General features: G+C 57.1%; 17 protein-coding genes. 10 read left to right on the forward strand and 7 right to left on the reverse strand.

Features of this window, described 5'->3' with window-relative positions; translation table 11 throughout:
- Positions 1–2 precede the first annotated feature (2 nt).
- On the forward strand, positions 3–605 hold the full coding sequence (locus JSS75_13455; GenBank protein ID MBS1904706.1) for a M48 family metallopeptidase: 603 nt from the start codon (positions 3–5) through the stop codon (positions 603–605).
- Here the strand turns inward: JSS75_13455 and JSS75_13460 are convergent.
- The 7 genes from JSS75_13460 to JSS75_13490 all read right to left on the reverse strand — a co-directional run bounded on the left by JSS75_13460 (position 602) and on the right by JSS75_13490 (position 8,254).
- Positions 602–1,867, reverse strand: coding sequence for an efflux RND transporter permease subunit (locus JSS75_13460; GenBank protein MBS1904707.1), 1,266 nt, complete (start codon positions 1,865–1,867; stop codon positions 602–604). The two genes, JSS75_13455 and JSS75_13460, sit on opposite strands and share 4 nt — an antisense overlap.
- 15 nt (positions 1,868–1,882) lie before the next feature.
- Positions 1,883–3,061, reverse strand: a complete 1,179-nt coding sequence (locus tag JSS75_13465; GenBank protein ID MBS1904708.1) for an efflux RND transporter periplasmic adaptor subunit — start codon at positions 3,059–3,061, stop codon at positions 1,883–1,885.
- Positions 3,058–4,242, reverse strand: a complete 1,185-nt coding sequence (locus JSS75_13470) for an efflux RND transporter periplasmic adaptor subunit (protein MBS1904709.1) — start codon at positions 4,240–4,242, stop codon at positions 3,058–3,060. The genes JSS75_13465 and JSS75_13470 overlap by 4 nt, the downstream gene beginning before the upstream one ends.
- Positions 4,235–5,440: a TolC family protein gene (locus JSS75_13475; GenBank protein ID MBS1904710.1), complete on the reverse strand. Its 1,206-nt coding sequence runs from the start codon at positions 5,438–5,440 to the stop codon at positions 4,235–4,237. The genes JSS75_13470 and JSS75_13475 overlap by 8 nt, the downstream gene beginning before the upstream one ends.
- Positions 5,433–7,346: an efflux RND transporter permease subunit gene (locus JSS75_13480; protein MBS1904711.1), complete on the reverse strand. Its 1,914-nt coding sequence runs from the start codon at positions 7,344–7,346 to the stop codon at positions 5,433–5,435. Before JSS75_13480 ends, JSS75_13475 begins: the two co-directional genes overlap by 8 nt.
- An 8-nt stretch (positions 7,347–7,354) precedes the next feature.
- The gene (locus JSS75_13485; protein MBS1904712.1) at positions 7,355–7,756 is read right to left on the reverse strand and encodes a copper-binding protein; all 402 of its coding nucleotides are present in this window, start codon (positions 7,754–7,756) and stop codon (positions 7,355–7,357) included.
- Between the two features lie 102 nt (positions 7,757–7,858).
- Complete coding sequence (locus tag JSS75_13490) at positions 7,859–8,254, reverse strand: hypothetical protein (GenBank protein ID MBS1904713.1); 396 nt, start codon at positions 8,252–8,254, stop codon at positions 7,859–7,861.
- A gap of 408 nt (positions 8,255–8,662) precedes the next feature.
- Here JSS75_13490 and JSS75_13495 point away from each other — a divergent pair, with 408 nt between their 5' ends.
- The 9 genes from JSS75_13495 to JSS75_13535 all read left to right on the forward strand — a co-directional run bounded on the left by JSS75_13495 (position 8,663) and on the right by JSS75_13535 (position 16,293).
- Positions 8,663–9,529, forward strand: coding sequence for a c-type cytochrome (locus JSS75_13495; protein MBS1904714.1), 867 nt, complete (start codon positions 8,663–8,665; stop codon positions 9,527–9,529).
- 95 nt (positions 9,530–9,624) lie between these two features.
- Positions 9,625–11,082: a cbb3-type cytochrome c oxidase subunit I gene (locus JSS75_13500; GenBank protein MBS1904715.1), complete on the forward strand. Its 1,458-nt coding sequence runs from the start codon at positions 9,625–9,627 to the stop codon at positions 11,080–11,082.
- Positions 11,083–11,106: 24 nt separating this feature from the next.
- Positions 11,107–11,751 (forward strand): hypothetical protein, encoded by a 645-nt coding sequence (locus JSS75_13505; protein ID MBS1904716.1) that lies wholly within the window; start codon positions 11,107–11,109, stop codon positions 11,749–11,751.
- Positions 11,752–11,763: 12 nt separating this feature from the next.
- Positions 11,764–12,426, forward strand: coding sequence for a cbb3-type cytochrome c oxidase subunit II (locus JSS75_13510; GenBank protein ID MBS1904717.1), 663 nt, complete (start codon positions 11,764–11,766; stop codon positions 12,424–12,426).
- 18 nt (positions 12,427–12,444) lie between these two features.
- A complete protein-coding gene (locus JSS75_13515; GenBank protein ID MBS1904718.1) occupies positions 12,445–12,858 on the forward strand; it encodes a hypothetical protein in 414 nt (137 codons plus the stop codon).
- Between the two features lie 14 nt (positions 12,859–12,872).
- Positions 12,873–13,079: a hypothetical protein gene (locus JSS75_13520; protein ID MBS1904719.1), complete on the forward strand. Its 207-nt coding sequence runs from the start codon at positions 12,873–12,875 to the stop codon at positions 13,077–13,079.
- A 153-nt stretch (positions 13,080–13,232) separates the two neighbouring features.
- Positions 13,233–15,326: a cadmium-translocating P-type ATPase gene (gene cadA / locus JSS75_13525; protein MBS1904720.1), complete on the forward strand. Its 2,094-nt coding sequence runs from the start codon at positions 13,233–13,235 to the stop codon at positions 15,324–15,326.
- Positions 15,319–16,068, forward strand: a complete 750-nt coding sequence (locus JSS75_13530) for a sulfite exporter TauE/SafE family protein (protein MBS1904721.1) — start codon at positions 15,319–15,321, stop codon at positions 16,066–16,068. Before cadA ends, JSS75_13530 begins: the two co-directional genes overlap by 8 nt.
- 12 nt (positions 16,069–16,080) lie before the next feature.
- On the forward strand, positions 16,081–16,293 hold the full coding sequence (locus JSS75_13535; GenBank protein MBS1904722.1) for a hypothetical protein: 213 nt from the start codon (positions 16,081–16,083) through the stop codon (positions 16,291–16,293).
- The last annotated feature ends 4 nt before the right edge of the window (positions 16,294–16,297 follow it).

The raw sequence follows: 16,297 nt of genomic DNA on the forward strand, positions 1-16,297 counted from the left end.
CGATGGACATCGAACCGAAGTACCACGTCGAGCGGCGCCGCGTGCGCTATGCACGCATTAGTGTCGATCACGAACTAAATGTGAAGATCGTGATCCCGATGCGCTACACACGCGCGCATCTCGACGTCCTGCTTGAAGAGAAGAAGCGGTGGATCGCAAAACAGGTCGCGCATTTCGTCCTTGCTCGCGAACGGGCGGTCAAGCTCGGTCAGGATGAATTGCTCTATTTCGGCGAGCCGTTTCGGGTTGACTTCGACGCCACGAACGCGAAGCTTGCAGAAGCATGGTATCGTGACCGGGCGAAGGAGCATGTGTTCACGCGCGTCGCAGAACTGGCGGGGCAGTTCGGGTATGCCTATAATCGTCTCTTTATCCGAGGATCAAAGACCCGCTGGGGCAGTTGTTCGCGGCAAAAGAATCTCTCGTTCAACTGGCGACTGATGAAAACGCCGCCGCACGTTGTCGATTATCTCATCCTCCACGAGCTCGCGCACACGGTGCACTTCAACCACTCCAAACGCTTCTGGGCACGCGTCGAAGCGACGTGTCCGGACTACCGCCTTGCCGAACGCTGGCTCAAAGAGAACGGATCAGCATTGCACTAACTCGATCGCGTGAGCGCGAGGTGCCGGTAGGCGTTCTCCACCATCACGATTGCATCGTCCACGATCACTCCGATCGCAAGCGCAATGCCCGTCAGCGACATGATGTTCGACGAGAATCCGAACGCATTGAGCAGAATGAAGCTCGCCGCTACCGAGATCGGGATCTGAATGAGAATGATCATCGCGCTACGTGCATGCAACAGGAAGATCAGCACCATGATCGACACGCTGAGAAACACTTCGAACAAGGTCCCCTTCACCGACGCGATCGCTTCTTCGATGAGTGTTGAGCGGTCATACGCCGCATGGAACGTCACTCCTTTCGGTAGTCCCTTTGTGACATCCGCGATCTTGGTCTTCACCGCTTTGATCACGGCATCGGCGTTCTCACCGTAGCGCATCACGACGATGCCACCGACTCGTTCACCGTTGCCGTTCTCGTCGAACACGCCATAGCGAATGTCACCGCCCATCTGCACGTCGGCCACGTCCTTCACGCGGATCGGAGTGCTGCCCCGTGTCGCGATCGTGATGTTCTCGATATCCGGCACGCCGTGGACGTATCCGAGGCCGCGGATGATGTACGAGCGTTCGCTCATCTCGAACTTGCGTCCGCCGACGTCATTGTTGTTCGCGCGCACCGCACGCTGGACATCCATCATCGTCAGGTCGTACGAATTGAGCTTGATCGGGTCGATCGTGATCTGATACTGTTTCTGGAATCCACCGAATGATGCGACCTCGCTCACTCCCGCGACCGTCTGCAGCGCCGGCTTCACGAACCAGTCTTGCAGCGCACGCAGATCGCCGAGGTCGTACCCCGGCGCCTCGAGCGTGTACCAATAGATGTGACCGACACCGGTGCCATCCGGTCCCAGCGTCGGGACGATGCCTTCGGGCAGGAGCCGTTGCGCGAAGTTCAGCCGCTCGGTCACACGCGTACGCGCCCAGTAGATGTCGGCATCGTCATCGAACGTGACATACACGAAGCTCATGCCGAACATCGACGAGCCGCGGATGTTGCGCACCTTCGGGATGCCTTGCAGATTCGACACGAGCGGATACGTCACCTGGTCTTCGATCACCTGCGGGCTGCGACCCATCCATTCGGTGAAGACGATCACCTGATTCTCCGAGAGATCCGGAATGGCATCCACCGGATTATTGCCGACAGCATACACACCCCACGCAAACATCCCTACTGCAACAAGCAACACAAGGAGGCGATTGCGAAGCGCGAACGATATGAGTGCTCCTACCATAGTCTGCTCCTTCCGTTACATCTGCATGCCCGCCATCGGCGAAGCACCATTCTTGAATGTGTACTCGCTTGTAAGCAAGTACGCCCCGGAAATGACGACCTTATCGCCGTCACTGAGTCCTGACGTGATCTCGACTCCGTTCGGATTTTCGATGCCGAGCGTGACCATCTTGATCTCGAACACGCCGTCCGAGCGCAACACCCATACGCTTGCACCGTGGCTGTCCTGTTCAACGGCTCCGTGCGGCAGCGTGAGCGCGATATGCGGCTCTTTGCGAAGCGAAATGTTCGCAAGCATGCCGGGGCGAAGATCAGTGGGCGGATGATCGAGTCGGAAGCGAACGCTCACGTAGTGCTCATTCTGCTGCAAATGCGGCTGAATGAAGATCACCGATCCGCGCTGTTCGGGTAGTTGGCTACCGGGGATGGTGAACGTGGCTTCATCGCCCTCGTGCAGACCCGTCAAGAACGCGACCGGCACCTGCGCTTCGACCCACAGCGAGCCAAGGTCGGCAAGCTCGAAGAGCGTGCTGCCCTCGCTGACGTAATCGCCTTCGCTGACAGTTGCACCGGTCACATACCCGCTTGACGTTGCAGTGAACGGCACTTCGTTCATGATCTTCCCGCTGCGTGCGATCTCAGCGATCATCTCATCGCTCATCCCATAGAGTCGAAGCCGCTGCTTTGCCGCGGCGGCTACGTCGCCCGATGCAGAGCGTCTGCTCGCGGCGAGATACTCGGCCTGCGCTGCATTGAGTTCTTCACTATAAATAGAATAGAGAACTGCACCACGGGCAACCGGCTCCGCACCGGAGCGCACAGCAAGTCGAGTGATGCGACCGGCAACGCGTGACGAGATGGCCGACGCGCGTTCCTGGTCGATCGTCACCGTTCCTTCGAGCGTCAGCTCCGTCGCCGTCGGCTGCAAACCGATCGTCTCGAGCTTGATGTTCGCCAGTTGCTGCTGTTGCGTGCTCAGACGGATCTCGCCGGCCTTCAGCTGATGCTTCTTGACCTTGATCATCTCCATGTGGCAGATCGGGCAACGGCCGGCATGGTATTCGGTGACCTGCGGATCCATCGAACACGTGTAGTATTCATCCGGCGCAAGACCGTCCTCTTTCTGTTTCTCACTCTTGCACGAAACGAACGCCACCAGCAAGACTAGTGCGAGGAGTGTGGTGATGGTTCTCATTGTGCGGCCTCCGTTCTAATGAAGCTGTCGCTATCGACAAAGTAATGCGCTTCGAGCGCAACCTCGTCGCTATCGTCGACTCCGCTTGATATTTGCACCAGCGAATCGGTTGCGATGCCTGTCCTGATCTCTACGGCAGCGAAGCGGCCGTCGCGTTTGACGAAGACGACATCCCGTTTGCCAAGACTGACGACCGCTGACTTCGGCAGCCACGCACCATCTACTGCGCTCGGTTCGATCATTGCATCCACCAGTGCGCCGATCTTGAGCGATGACTCGTGCGATACACCTTCGAGATATACCCGAGCACGCAAGGACGATGACGATGCATCGAGGATGGGCTCGATGTAGTCGATCTTCGCAGTGATGGGATGCTCCCGGTCCGTCTCCGGTCTGATCGTCACTGCATCGCCATGATGCACCAGCGCTGCTTCGCTTCGCGGAATGTTCAGGGCGATCCAGACACGTGAGGCATCGTACACCGACACCAGCGCCTGCCCTGCACGCACGTACATCCCTTCTTTCAGCGAGAGTTCGCTCGAAGCGAGGTTCGTTGCGTAGTCGGACGGCGCGGCGCTCGTGCTACTGGTGCCGCCAATCATCGAGGCCATGCCATCGCCTCCCGACGCATTCATCTTGGTTGAGGTTGTGCGCGAAACGACATCGTGGATATGTCCGCCGTAGGGCGAGTACACGGGCAGCGGGTTGATCGGCTGTCTGGATGAGACGATGCGAGCGATCTGCGCATCGGTGAGTCCGAGATTCGCCAGCTTCTGCTTCGCAGCTTCGGCAAGCTCCGAGGCCTGTGCATTACCACGGGTCAGGGCGATGAGCCGCTCCTGCTCGGCGAGGATCGCTGGGCTATAGATCGCAAGGATCTCTGCGCCCGTACCGATCGGTTGGAAGTTGTAATGCAAGGCCAGCCGTTCGATGCGGCCGTCGAAGCGCGAGCTGATCGTGTTCACCGAACGCGGATCGACGGTCACCACACCAGTTGCACGCACGAGCGGCGTAACACTGGAGTGGGTGAGCTTCACGGTCGCACCGGCCGCTTTGACGATGCGGTTCGGCGATGCCGTTACATCCGTCAGCGATGCCTCTGCCGACGGTGGCGGCGCCGCCTCGCGTTTGGAGCATGCCGCGAGCGATAGCGCCAGCAGCAGCATTGGCGTCTTAGTCATTGGAAAGAGCGTCTTCATACGAGATCTGAGCGTTGATAAGTGATTTAAGGAGATCGAGACGATTCATCTCGGCCATCCTCAGCATCTGCCATGCGTCGATGACACGAAAGAGATCGCCGGCATTCTGTTGGTATGCACGCAACGATGCATCGAACGATCGCTGATAGGCGGGCAGAACGACTGTCGTGATGTTCTCGAGTTGCGTACGACTGCCGTCAACTTGCGCACGGAGTATTTCGATCTTGGCCGCACGTTCGCGGATCGTTGCATCGCGCTTGAGCTGCATGCTTTCGATCTCGCGATCGACACCGGCGCTCATCGCATCGGCTTCGGTGCGAGACCACGGTGCGATCGGCAGTGAGACCATGCCCATGACCGAGAACTGGTTTGGCATCATGGTATTGAGCGCTTGCATGTGGTTGACCGATACGCCGAACTCCGGATACAGCGCCGATCGCTCCACGTCGCGGCGCGAGCGCATCATCGTGATCTCGGCATCGATGCTCCGTACTTCCGGGATACTATCGGTGAGCATCCGATCGGAAGCGGTGCCAGAAACCGGCAGTGTGGTGTCGATCTGGAATGTAGCTGTCGCGGCGCCGAGGAAGTTTCGCAGCTCTGCATTGTTCATGCCGATGTCTGCTGTCGTCATCGTTCGCATCGAAGAGAGCTCCGCGCGGGCAGCCTGCGCTTTATAGATGTTCTCGAGCGACTCCTTCCCGGTCGGGTAGCGATCGGTTGCGAGCGCGATCACGAATGCAAGCAGCGAATCGGTCTCGTCGATCGCTCGAAGCTTGCGCTCGAGCACTGAGCGGCCGTAATAGGCTCGCTTCGCCATCGTGTGCATGTCGCGAAGAGCGACAGACTGCGATGCGCGGTCGAGCGCCGCTTCGCTGAGCATCATCCGCTCTTTTGCATTCACCTTCGCGGGGTTTGGGATCATCTGCTCGACGCCGACCATGAACATCCCGTCGCCGATCGCATTGTATGGCGTCTGCCACAACCCTGCAGTGATCTTCGGCGGCATCCAGCTCGATGCACTGCGAGCGTACTCTGAGCGTGCATCCGCCATCACCTCATACATCTTGATCATCGGATACGACCGATCGATCGCATGGAGCACCGAATCGAGCGTGATGACCTGTGCCTCGGTCTGCACCGCCACAAGCAACAGCACAAAGAGTAGTAGCTTACTCATGGTGTCCTCCCGGAATGGTGATCTTGCCGTGTTTACGCAATTCGCGTTCCTTGGCCATTTCATAGACGACTGGCGTGACGAGCAGCACATACACGGTCGAAGTGATGAGCCCGCCAAGCATCGGCAAGGTGATCGGTCGCATGACGTCGCTGCCCGTGCCGCTAGCCCAGAGGATCGGCAAGAGTCCGAAGAGGGAGACGGAGACCGTCATTAGTTTGGGTCGCAGGCGTTGGATGGCTCCGTCGGTCACGTACTTGCGCAAGTCCGCCGACGAGATCGTCTCGCTCGAGTTGCCTTTGTCGTGCACGAGCTTCTCCATGTACTCATTCAGATAGATCGTCATGAGCATCGCCGTTTCGATCGCAACACCGAAGAGCGCGATAAACCCGACCGCCACAGCGACCGACACGTTGACATGGTAGAGTGCAAGGATATAGACACCACCCGAAAGCGCGAACGGCACGGTGATCATCGTCAGCATTGCTTCTTTGAGCGACTTGTACGTGAAGTACAACACGAAGAAGATGATGACGATCACGATCGGCATGATGATCTGCAGCGTCTTGCGCGAGCGGATCTGGTTCTCCCACTGTCCGCTCCACTCGAAGCTGTAGCCCGTGGGCAGCTTCTTGAAGGCGGAGTCGAGTGTGCGCTGTGCATCGCGGACCGTCGAGCCGAGGTCGCGGTCGCGCACGTTGAAGAGCACCGTCCCGCGAAGCATCGCTCCTTCGGAAGTGATCATCGGCGGACCGTCGGCAAGACGAACATCGGCGACGGCAGCGAGCGGCACAGTGCCTGCGGGTGAGCGAAGTGGTAACTGACGAATGGCATCGATGCTGTTGCGATAGTCCTGTGCGAATCGTGCGTTCACCGCGAAGCGTTCGCGGCCCTCGACCGTGGTCGTGAGGTTCATCCCGCCAAGGGCGGTCTCGATGAACATGTTCACATCGTCCACACTCAGACCGAACTTGCCGATCTCATCGCGTTTGATCGCGATGTCGAGATAGCGACCACCGGTGATGGGTTCGACATACAAGTCCTTCACACCGTCGCGCCCTTCGAGCGCTGCACGCACACGCTCGGCGAGCGCACCGATCGTATCGAGGTCGCGACCGTAGATCTTCAGACCGACATCCGTTCGGATACCTGTCGAAAGCATGTTGATGCGATTGATGATCGGTTGCGTGAAGCCGTTGACTACGCCCGGGATCTGCAACTTCGAGTTGAGTTCTTCGACGAGGCGTTCTTTCGTCATGCCGGGTCTCCACTCGGCGCGAGGCTTCAGCAGGACGATCGTCTCGATCATGCTGATCGGCGAGTTATCCGTCGCAGTGTTCGCGCGCCCTGCCTTCCCCAGCACGCTCTCGACCTCGGGCACGCCCGCGATGATCTTGTCCTGTATCTGCAGAATGCGCTTCGCCTCGGTGTTCGAGACGTCGGGCATGGTCACAGGCATGAACAGGATCGACCCCTCGTCGAGCGGCGGCATGAACTCGGAGCCGAGTTGTGTGTAGAGGAACGCACCGCCGGCGAGGAGCACGATGTTGATCGCGATCACCGTCTTGCGCCACTCCAGACACCAGTGCAGGATCGGTGTGTAGAGCCGCTCGAGCAGCCGCGTGATCGGGTTCGATTCTTCGTGTTTGAGCTTGCCGCGAAGGAAGAACGAGATCAGCACGGGCGTGAGCGTGATCGCGAGAAATGCATCAATCACGAGGATGAACGTCTTCGTCCAAGCGAGCGGGTGAAAGAGCTTCCCTTCGGTGCCCGTCAAAAGAAAGACGGGCAGGAAGGAAGCGATTACCACTACTGTGGAGAAGAATACACCCGGGCCGACCTGACGGCTCGATCGTTCGATCGTCTCGAGATCGGCTGCAGAGCTTCGGAAGCGGTCGAAGAACTTCATTGTTCGTGCTATTTCTTGATAAGGTCCATCCCGCACTTCTTGCACGTGCCGGGTTTGTCGGAGTGCTGGTCGGGATGCATCGGGCAGACATACATCGCTGCACTCGTGCTCGTGACCTTCACACCGGTGATGACTGGAAAGCCCTTGACGACTTTCATCGTAAAGAGCCCCTTTGTGCCTTCACTCACTGTATCGAAGAGCTTTGCATCGTCGACGGCGAAGGTCATGGTCATGGCCTTCATGTATCCTTTGATCTCCTTGTGGTCGAGCGTGATCTTCTTGTCGTCACGATAGATCTTCTTGACGGTCGCTTTGACCTTGTACACTTTACCGTCCTTCACGGGTGCGGCGGCAACTGACGATAGGGCGAAATATGACAAGAGTATGGCGATAGATAAAATGTACTTCATGATCGAATTGAAATGAATAAGAAAAATGATAGAATACAACGGAACATCCGCACGCATGGCAGCTTAGCGGCCACGAGTCGGATTAGTAGGAGATCTAAGAGATCAGATGACGAAGGTCGAGAGCATCGCACGCGCAGTGGATGCATCGGGAGGCAATGGAACGGTTCGTTGTCCGGGTATGGGCTCGACAGTGCCGAAGAGATCGAGGTCGTTCGAAACGACGATCATCGGTTGCGGTAACACGGCGGCTATTACCTGCACCGACTGTGAGTCCTGCGAACGTAGGCTGTCGGTGTGGACCACTTTATGCTCGACGATCGGCTTGCAGCAATCCTTCGTCTTGGTGGATGCCTTCTCCGACTTGTTGCACATCGAGCACTGCTGGGTCTGCTTCGTCGACATTTTCGGGCATGCGAACGAGACTGCCGTGTATCCGATCGAGGAGATCATGATACACGTTACGAGCACTGCCGATATAACGCGACGAAGACGCTTCATACTATTAGTTCAAGCGAACAGTTTAGCGAAAAGGTTCGCTCTGAGTTTCACACTCCAACTTCCGTGCCCTGTACTTGAAGTTACGAAAACGCCGTAAACAGCGATAGTTTCTGAATTCATTACCGTCAAATTCTTTTACGTCATCAAAATACTCTTACACGAAAAATACAAAATAAGACTGCATAAACGGCACAACACCAACGATCGCAGGGAGAGATAGAAGAAACGAACGCTCGTTAGTTTAAATTAGACCAAATTCTTTCTCTTCTGTAAGAATATGTATTCACAGATAGTTACGAACAGAGACGTGAGGGCATGCCATATATACGACAAAAAGCGTCCTTGTTCAAAGGGTATCGTGGTCCTAATTTTGTAAGGTGTGCTTGAAAATTTTTCTATTGAACCATGATGCGAAGAGCCACCCTATTTACATTGTGTGGGATAGCTATTGCACTTTCCGCATGTAAGCAGACGCCGTTCGAGGAACAGGCGACGGCAAAGAAGATCAATACCCTTAAGCGTGCCGGTACTCCGGAAGCCGAGTGGCAAAAGGTCTGGGCCGGCAAGCAGGTATATGAAACGTATTGCTCCGGTTGCCATGGCGTAAAAGGCGACGGCAAAGGTCCGGCCGCGGCGATGCTCGAAACGAAGCCCCGCAACTTCACGCGCGGGATGTTCAAGTTTATTTCTTCCGCTCCAGGTTCGCTTCCGACCGATGCCGATCTGCTTCGCACGATCAATCGCGGTGTTCCGCGTTCGTCGATGCCGAGTTGGATTATGCTCTCGGATGCAGATAAACTCAATGTGATCGAGTATATTAAAACGTTCTCCGAGCGTTGGCAGACATCGCAGCCTCCGGTCGCACTTTCATTCGGTAGTACCCCGCAATGGCTTGGCAGCGCAGCTTCCGTTGTGAAGGGCAAAGCCGTGTACGCGCGGATGGGGTGTGCGAATTGTCATGGTGAACTCGGTCTCGGCGATGGCAAGTCCGCTGCTGCACTGAAGGACGCGGAAGACAATCCGATCAAACCGTTTAACTTCCGCGAGGGTGTGCTTAAGGGCGGCACGCGAGTGGAAGACGTCTATCGTACCTTCTATACCGGTCTCGCCGGAACGCCAATGCCTGCGTTCGGCGGCATCCTCAGCGACGAGGAAAACTGGCATCTCGTCTCCTATATCACGTATTTGATGGGGAAGACGAATGTCACAGAAGCCGCGATGGCGGCTGCGGCAACAGCGGCGCCAACTGCTGATTCTACGAAGACCGCGAAATAACACGCGGTGGATCGGTCCGTGGCGGGAGCTTCCCGATACGGACCGATCGTACACGAACGAACCGAACTCGCAATTTTATTTCTTCTGCTACGACTATGGCTCTAGTAAATGCAGCAACGTTACCTGCAACGGAATCGAACCAGGGGTTGGTCGATAAGTGGGTGGTCAAAGCCCACTTCATCGCCGGCATCACGGCGTTCTTCGTTGCACTGCTTGCCGGACTGGTATTCAGCACGCAATTTTTGAGAAGCTACCTCTTCCCGGGGATCGAACTGCTCTCTCCGGGTCGCGTGCGTATGGTGCATACGAACATGGCAGCCTATGGCTTCCTCGCAAACCTCTTCTTCGGAATGCTCTATTGGGCAGTGCCGCGTCTGACCGGTCTGCGCGTCTGGAAGCGGGGGGTATCGCTCTTCCTATTCTGGGCATGGCAAGCGATCTTGCTGGCGACGTTCGTCGGTCAGCTCTATGGGCTTGCACAAGGTGTCGAATGGGCCGAGACCCCGATCTTCATCGACCCGGTCGTCGTCATCGGCGTGTTACTCATGACGGTGAATTTCTATGTGCCGATAATCAAGACGAAGGAAAAACCGCTGTACGTTTCGCTCTGGTACTTCACAGCGGCCTTCGTCTGGACCGGCCTTGTCTATATCATGGGTAACTACCTGCCGCAGTTCTTCGCCCCGGGCGTTGCAGGTGCAGCCATCGGCGGACTCTACATCCATGATCTCGTCGGCCTGTTCGTGACGCCGCTCGGTTGGGGCATGATGTACTACTTCGTGCCGCTGATCATGAAGAAACCGATTTATTCTCATGCCCTCTCGCTCGTTGGCTTCTGGGGTCTCGCCTTCTTCTACCCCTTGCAAGGCGTACACCACTTCCTCTGGAGCCCGATCCCGATGTTCGTACAATATGGAGCCGTGACTTCGACGATCGCCGTCGAGATCGTCGTCACTACCGTCGTCGTGAACTTCTTCCTGACGCTTCGCGGCTCGGGTTCAATGCTCAAGACGAATCTGCCGTTGCGCTGGTATTACACGGGCATGGTGCTCTACTTCACGACGTGCTTGCAGTGCGCCTTCCAAGTCACACTGACATTGCAGCAGGTCATCCACTTCACCGATTGGGTCGTTGCACACGCCCACCTCGTGATGCTTGGCGTGTTCGGTTTCTGGCTGCTCGGTACGGTGACGCATTTGTGGCCGCGTGTCACGGGCCGCGAGTGGTATAGCCTGCGCCTGAACACTTGGCACTACTGGCTCTCGACGATCGGCCTCGTCATCATGTTCGGTGACCTGACGATCGCCGGCCTGGTGCAGGGCTTTAGCTGGCGTTCACTACAGATCTGGGAACAGTCGCTCATCGCTTCGTTCCCGTTCTGGCTGGTACGTACGTTCGCCGGCGTATTGATTGTCCTGGGTCAGATGATCTGGGCCTACAATCTCTATCGCACTGCGAAGAACCCGATCCGCTTCGGCGAATCGCAGAAGGAGTTCGACCGCGAACATGAACTGGCACCGGCGTCGTACCCGCGTCCGGCTGTCGTATCCTAAACACCCAGCAAAGGAGACCACGCGATGAATCGAGAAGAAAAAATCAGGCGGATACAGGAGTTGCAGGCCGAAACCTCGGCGCTCATCTCCGCGCTCGAGGAAGAGAAGCCGCATAAATATCCTGACGAAACGTGGCCGCCAAAGACGTTCTACTTATGGTATCACATCATGACGGGCAGCATCCTTGGTGGCTTCGGCGCCATCGGTAGTCTGCTCTTCAATGTGGTCGGCTCGGTGATCTTCGATAAAAATCCATTCGAGCTCATTCGGGTCTTCATGACCTTTCCGATGGGTCAGAATGCGATGACGAGCGATTCGGCGACGATGTTGATCGTCGGCGTAATCCTCTATGTGTTCACCGGTGCGCTCTATGGCATCGTGTTCGAAGTGATCATGGCAAAGTATTTTAAGCAGTCATCACGCGGACAACGTGTGGTGGCGGCAATCGTGCTCGGCCTCGTGATCTGGATCGTGAATTTCTACGGGATCCTCTCGTGGCTGCAGCCGATGCTCTTCGGTGGCGACTGGATCATCTCGTCAATCCCATTCTGGGTCGCAGCGCTGACACATATCGTCTTTGCGCTCACGATGGTGCTCATCGGCGAGTGGGGCCACTTCGAGGCCACCGATTATAAGCGCCAGGCAATGGTGCGGGCAGAACAACTTTGATCGTATACGACAATGGCAAAATCACCTATTGAACGGTTTAGCACGGTATTTCTCGTTGCCGGCATCTCTTTCTTCGCGTTCAGCTTCATTTCATCGGGACTCATCCCGTGGTTGATGATGAACAAGATCCCGACGCAATCGCTCGACGATCTGGCAAAGAATCCGCCAGCTACGTTCGCGCAACTTGCCGCAGACTATCCGCAGGAATTCAAGAAATACTACGGCGAGCCGAACAGCGCCAGCTATAAAAAGGCGCTCTCGCTCGGTCGCGACGTCTATATCGCAGAAGCGTGCTGGCACTGCCATTCACAGCAGGTCCGCCCGATCTCGAACGAGCCGGCTCGCTGGGGCAAAGTCTCGACAGCAGACGAGTACCAGAATGTGCTGCAAATGCCGCAGATGATGGGAACACGCCGTGTCGGACCGGACCTGTTCCGCGAAGCAGGCCGCCGCACCAACGATTGGCAAATGGCGCACTTCTATAAGCCGACGAACGTCGTGCCGTCGTCTGTCATGCCGGAGTTCACGTGGTTCTTCGACAAGGACAAGCGTCCGAACGAACGCGGCCTTGCGATCGTCACGTATGTCAATTGGCTCGGCAGTTGGAATAAGGATTCCACCGACGAAATGAAGATGAGCATCCCGAAAGCGAATCGCGCCGGGATGGGACAATAATTACCGGAGGATACGACAATGGTAGAAACGACTACTCAGCAGCCACCCGTGGCACATCCCGAGCTTCCTGCACAGTTGCAGTACACACCGAAGCGTCGCAACCGCCCGCTCGTGGTATTCCAGTGGGCAGTGATCATCATTGCGGGGACAGGCTTCACCTATAAATTCATCGAGTTCACATACTCGATCTTCAAGACAGGCAACGACATCGTGCAATTCGCCGTCACGCCAATCGTGATGTATTCCTGCGTGGCGATCGGATTTTTCTCGATGTTCATGTGGACCGTCGTGCGCGGTGACTATAAGGATATCGAACGTCCGAAATTCCGGCTCTTCGAACGAGAGCTCGAACTCGGCAATACGGAATTTCTCGACACCGAGAAGCATGACGCACGCGAAGAAGTGATCTCGATCCCGATCTCAAAGAACTAACGACTCGTATAGATATGGAACCGACGAAAGACATGATGATCGCCGACGACGACTCCAGTACCCCGGATCGCTTTACCTATCTGGGTAGCCGATTCCCCTGGTGGATGCTCGTCACGTGGGTCTGCTTCATTATCGGCTCGACGTGGTACTCGATCACGTTCATGCTTCCCAACCTGAGCCGTTGGGTCGACAAGCCGCCGTTCTCGAAGTTTGTGCCGTGATGTCTCCTCTGGGGTGGAGAGGAGAATCTGGCACTGGAGGCGTGCAGAGCCCGCTCTCTGCGCGCCTCCGACCTTTTTGAATCGAAGAATACCACCCATCGGAGCTTGTGACCGGCGCGGGGCACAGGATCCGAAATGCACCACCCATTTGGAATGAATACGTCAGTCGTATCGGTTTGCGAACACTGCGGCCTCCCGGTATCGGCCCCGCACCGCCATGCGGAAGACTCCCTCTATTGCTGCTACGGTTGTGAAGTCGCCGCACACTTGCTCGGTAAGGGTGACGAAGCCGGCGCTCGACTCTCGATGTATAAGCTTGCAGCAGGCGTCATCCTTGGCATCAACGTCATGATGTTCTCCATGCCGTTATATGTTGAATCGCTCGGTGCGTTCTTCCGTCAAGGCCTCGGCTCCGAGGCATACTTCGAGCTGCTGAAGTGGCTCCTGATGGCGCTGTCGCTTCCCGTATACTTCCTGCTCGGCATGCCGTTCATCGAATCGGCAATCCGAAACATTCGCGATGGCCTGCGCTCGAACGCCGATCTTCTTATCGCCATCGGCGTCACGGCGGCCATGCTCGTTTCGATGTTCGACACCATCTTCACGAACGGCCCCGTCTATTACGAAACGGCCGTGGCCATCCTCGTCATCGTCACCGGCGGCCGGTATCTCGAAGCGAAAGCTCGTGCGAAAGCATCGCGTGCGGTTGACGATCTTGAAAAGACCGTCCCGAGCATCGTCACCGTCGTCGCATCGGACGGCTCGCTACGCGATGTGCAGGTGAGCTCGCTCAAGGTCGGTGATGTCATTCTCTCGAAGCCGGGTGAACAGATCCCGGTCGATTGTGTGATCAAGAGCGGCTCCGCCGAGATCAGTGAAGCGATGCTCTCCGGCGAACCGCATCCCGTGCGTCGCGGCGAAGGCGAACTGTTGCTTGCCGGCGCGATCAATTACGACGGCCTCCTGCATCTCGGCGTCTTGCGCGTCGAAGCCGAGAGCTACATCATGCGACTAAAGTCGCTGCTGATCGAATCGAAGCAAGGCCGCGCAGAGATCCAAGACACAGCCGACCGGATCGCCGCGACCGCCATCCCGATCATCATCGCCGTGGCGATCGCAAGCCTCATTTACTGGTCGGGCGCTGTCGATCTGCGGCACGGCCTCTTCGCATTCCTCGGTGTGGTGCTCGTTGCCTGTCCGTGTGCGATCGGCATCGCGACTCCTGCCGCGCTCTGGGTCGCCGTCACCGAAGCATCGCGCCACGGTATCCTCTTCCGCTCGCTCGGTGTCGTCGAGCGATTGTCATCGGTCAAGAACCTCTTTTTCGATAAGACGGGTACGCTTACCGTCGGCAAACCTGCCGTTCGCACGTATACAGTTGTAGGTGACGCGACGGCAATCGGAAGCGACGAACTCTTGCCGCTTGTCGGCGCAGTGGCATCACTGTCGGCACATCCGCTCTCGCGCGCCATTGCCGATGCATACGCGACCGATCGCTCGCTGGCATCGAATGTCCGTAACATGCAGGAGGTGCCCGCCAAAGGAATCGCCGCTTCCATCGGCACCCACACCGTGCGCATCGGTTCGGAAACTTTCGTCCGTGGCGAGCATCATATCAGTGACGGCGCTCGTCTCGAAACCACCGTTTGGTGCAGCGTTCGCGACGAGGCCGGTCTTGACAATCTCTTCGAGTTCTCGTTCGCCGATGAGGTGAAGCCGGAGACCAAGCGCGTCTTCGACGAACTCCACTCAGCCGGTTATCGGACGACGATCCTCAGTGGTGACGAGCAATCGGTCGCAACCCGCATGGGCAGCGATCTGGGCTCCGAAGCGCTCGGCAAGCTCACGCCGAAGCAGAAAGCAGAGATCGTCGCAAACGAACCGGAGTCGGCGTTCGTCGGCGACGGCTTCAACGATGCAGGTGCGATCGGCGCTGCGCGCGTCGGCATTGCGATGGGCAGCGGCTCGGACCTCGTCAGAAGCGAAGCGGACGTGATCCTCTTCGATAACGACCTCGAGCGCGTCCCGCAGTTGCTGCGTCTGTCGGCAAGCACGATGCGGATCGTCAAGCAGAATTTGTTTTGGGCGTTCATTTACAACGTAATTGGTGTCTTTCTTGCAGCGTTCGGGCTCTTGAACCCGATCATCGCTGCGCTGGCAATGGCGCTTTCGAGCCTTGCGGTCGCGCAGAACTCGATGCGCTTGCGTCACCTTCCCCACTTTCAGTCGGAGGGAGCGAATGCCTGAACTCTGGTTAGCGTTCGGCGCCGGACTCTTCGCCAGCCTGCACTGCGTGGGCATGTGCGGACCGGTCGTGATGGGTTGGCAGTCCGCTTCGTCTGCGCCGGTGCAGATCGACGTCGGCGGCGGTAGTGTCATCGCCGTGCAGCGATCGGTGATCGTACCGCAAGTGCTCTACCACGCAGGCCGTGTTATCTCGTACGGGATGATCGGCATGATGGCAGGCTTTGTCGGCGGTGTAACGATGATCTCGGCATCGGTACAGCAATCGTTCACGATTGCTTTCGGTGCACTGATGATCGTTGCGGCGCTCTTTCAGCTTGATGTGTTCAAGCGTCGTTCGAGCGGACTTACGAACTCGAAAGCGTACAAAGCACTGCGAGGTCTCATCTCGTCGAACACCGGTGAGTCGCGCTTTTTGATCGGGCTGCTGACACCGCTCTTGCCCTGTGGTCTGCTCTATGGCATGGCGCTGCACTCGGCGGCGACGAACTCGCCGGTGCTCGGCGGACTCGAAATGGCTGTCTTTGCGCTCGGCGCGGTACCCGCACTAATGATCGTTGCTTCGCTTTCGAGCATGTTCGGCGCGAAGCTTCGCAAACACGGCTCGACGTTCGCTGCGGTGTTCATCATGACGATGGGCGTGTTGACCATCCTGCGCGGAGCAGGGATCTACACGAACCCGTTCGAAACGAAGACACAGGAGAACTGCTGCAAGGCGCCGACACAAGTTGTACAACCAAAATAATTCTGAACGACTATGCTGACAAAAGTACTTAGTCTCGTTGCGTTAATAGTGATGATCGGCCTGTTGGCCCTCGCACTTCCGAATTACATCAACCTCTTCAGCACGAATCCGTCGGTGACGGCGATCGTGATGACCGGGTTGTTGGTGCTGGTAATCCTCGTTGCTGCTGTCATGCTGCTTGTATTCGGCGTGATCGGCATCAAAGGAAAATCAGCCAACGCCTAACCGA

It is taken from the genome of Bacteroidota bacterium, from assembly GCA_018266755.1.
In the GTDB taxonomy this organism is placed as follows: Bacteria; Bacteroidota; Ignavibacteria; order Palsa-1295; family Palsa-1295; genus JAFDZW01.

Bases quoted from the DNA above. Each gene is read 5' to 3' on its own strand.
- JSS75_13455 (MBS1904706.1), top strand. From the start codon at position 3: ATGGACATCGAACCGAAGTACCACGTCGAGCGGCGCCGCGTGCGCTAT.
- JSS75_13460 (MBS1904707.1), bottom strand. From the start codon at position 1,867: ATGGTAGGAGCACTCATATCGTTCGCGCTTCGCAATCGCCTCCTTGTG.
- JSS75_13465 (MBS1904708.1), bottom strand. From the start codon at position 3,061: ATGAGAACCATCACCACACTCCTCGCACTAGTCTTGCTGGTGGCGTTC.
- JSS75_13470 (MBS1904709.1), bottom strand. From the start codon at position 4,242: ATGACTAAGACGCCAATGCTGCTGCTGGCGCTATCGCTCGCGGCATGC.
- JSS75_13475 (MBS1904710.1), bottom strand. From the start codon at position 5,440: ATGAGTAAGCTACTACTCTTTGTGCTGTTGCTTGTGGCGGTGCAGACC.
- JSS75_13480 (MBS1904711.1), bottom strand. From the start codon at position 7,346: ATGAAGTTCTTCGACCGCTTCCGAAGCTCTGCAGCCGATCTCGAGACG.
- JSS75_13485 (MBS1904712.1), bottom strand. From the start codon at position 7,756: ATGAAGTACATTTTATCTATCGCCATACTCTTGTCATATTTCGCCCTA.
- JSS75_13490 (MBS1904713.1), bottom strand. From the start codon at position 8,254: ATGAAGCGTCTTCGTCGCGTTATATCGGCAGTGCTCGTAACGTGTATC.
- JSS75_13495 (MBS1904714.1), top strand. From the start codon at position 8,663: ATGCGAAGAGCCACCCTATTTACATTGTGTGGGATAGCTATTGCACTT.
- JSS75_13500 (MBS1904715.1), top strand. From the start codon at position 9,625: ATGGCTCTAGTAAATGCAGCAACGTTACCTGCAACGGAATCGAACCAG.
- JSS75_13505 (MBS1904716.1), top strand. From the start codon at position 11,107: ATGAATCGAGAAGAAAAAATCAGGCGGATACAGGAGTTGCAGGCCGAA.
- JSS75_13510 (MBS1904717.1), top strand. From the start codon at position 11,764: ATGGCAAAATCACCTATTGAACGGTTTAGCACGGTATTTCTCGTTGCC.
- JSS75_13515 (MBS1904718.1), top strand. From the start codon at position 12,445: ATGGTAGAAACGACTACTCAGCAGCCACCCGTGGCACATCCCGAGCTT.
- JSS75_13520 (MBS1904719.1), top strand. From the start codon at position 12,873: ATGGAACCGACGAAAGACATGATGATCGCCGACGACGACTCCAGTACC.
- cadA (MBS1904720.1), top strand. From the start codon at position 13,233: ATGAATACGTCAGTCGTATCGGTTTGCGAACACTGCGGCCTCCCGGTA.
- JSS75_13530 (MBS1904721.1), top strand. From the start codon at position 15,319: ATGCCTGAACTCTGGTTAGCGTTCGGCGCCGGACTCTTCGCCAGCCTG.
- JSS75_13535 (MBS1904722.1), top strand. From the start codon at position 16,081: ATGCTGACAAAAGTACTTAGTCTCGTTGCGTTAATAGTGATGATCGGC.